2 protein-coding genes are annotated in these 1,376 nt (G+C 67.7%); one reads left to right on the forward strand and one right to left on the reverse strand.

Annotated elements, in window-relative coordinates; translation table 11 throughout:
- The first annotated feature begins 69 nt into the window (after positions 1-69).
- Positions 70-878 (forward strand): IS5 family transposase gene (locus OO47_RS32900; protein WP_106969521.1). Its coding sequence is split into 2 segments (ribosomal slippage): positions 70-409 and positions 409-878, totalling 810 coding nucleotides; the frame shifts between segments, so codons are not numbered across the junction.
- A 4-nt stretch (positions 879-882) separates the two neighbouring features.
- On the opposite strand, the gene OO47_RS32905 is transcribed toward OO47_RS32900, so the two are convergent.
- A complete protein-coding gene (locus OO47_RS32905; protein ID WP_030223475.1) occupies positions 883-1,287 on the reverse strand; it encodes a DUF6896 domain-containing protein in 405 nt (134 codons plus the stop codon).
- Positions 1,288-1,376 lie beyond the last annotated feature (89 nt).

Below are 1,376 nucleotides of genomic sequence, written 5' to 3' on the forward strand. Positions count from 1 at the left end.
ACTGATCGTTTCAGAATGAGATGAGCCGTGGGTCTTGTGCTCGGTGATCTTGGTCGGCAGGGTGTCCGGGTGCGTGCTGATCTTGTCCCGGATGACCTGTGGGAGCGGGTGGCTCCGTTGCTGCCACCCGTTCCCGAACGACGCCGCCGGCATCCCGGGCGGCTTCGCGTTCCGGACCGGGCGGCTCTTGGCGGCATCATGTACGTCCTGCGGACCGGCGTCGCCTGGCGCGACGTCCCGGCCGAGACCGTGGGCTGCTCAGGGGTGACGGCCTGGCGCCGGCTGCGAGACTGGACCGAGGCCGGCGTATGGCCGCGCCTGCATGCCGCATTGCTGGCCGAGCTGCGCCGCGCGGACTCGCTGGACCTGGACGACTGTGCCGTGGATGGCTCGCATGTCCGGGCCCTGAAAGGGGGGATCACGTCGGCCCCTCGCCCGTCGACCGTGCCCGCCCCGGCTCCAAACACCACTTGATCGTCGACCGTCATGGAACCCCGCTCGCCGTCACTCTCACCGGCGGTAACCGGCACGATGTCACTCAACTCCTGCCGCTGCTCGATGCTGTCCCGCCGATCCGGGGTCTGCGAGGGCGGCCTCGTCGCAAGCCCCGGCGGCTGTATGCCGATCGGGGATACGACTTCGACAAGTACCGCCGTCTGCTGTGGAAGCGCGGCATCAAGCCGTTGATCGCGCGACGAGGCGTCGCCCACGGCTCCGGATTGGGGAAGGTGCGTTGGGTGGTCGAGCGCGCCTTCGCCTGGCTGCACCAGTTCAAACGGCTCCGCACCCGCTACGAGCGACGCGCCGATCTCCACCAGGGCCTGCTCGAGCTGGCCTGCAGCCTCATATGCCTGCGCCGCCTGCGTTCCTCATCCTGAGCGATCAGTTGGCGACGCTGAACCACCCTGGTCGCACCTCGTCCAGAAGCGGTTTCAGGGACCGCACCGCGGACCGCAGGTCCTGATCCGTGACGTCAAGAGGCTCCGGCAGGCTCAGCCCGTACCAGCGCAGCCGCCAGAAGTCGAAGACTTCGCTCCCGTCGGCCGCGAAGTCGACATCGACCTCCGTGCCGTCGCCGCTGACGAAGCGGCACCCTGCCCCATGAACCGTGTAGGAGTAGGTGCCGACGTGTCCACTCCGGCTGATGATCCGGCGCGAACGGACCAGGCCGAGGACATCTCCCAGGCGCTCCAGCGAGGGGATCGCCACCCTCATGGCCTCGTCAATTGCGTGCAGAGCACGGACGTAACCGAGCACGAGCTCCCGTGCATCCTCAACCCGTTCCATGCGGCGTCATCCCCCCTGAGCCCGTGGCTGAAGGGATTGTTCCATGGGCTGCCAGCGTCTCCGCAGGACGGCATTCTGAAACGATCAGT

This window comes from Streptomyces bikiniensis, from assembly GCF_000716625.1.
Classification (GTDB): domain Bacteria; phylum Actinomycetota; class Actinomycetes; order Streptomycetales; family Streptomycetaceae; genus Streptomyces; species Streptomyces bikiniensis.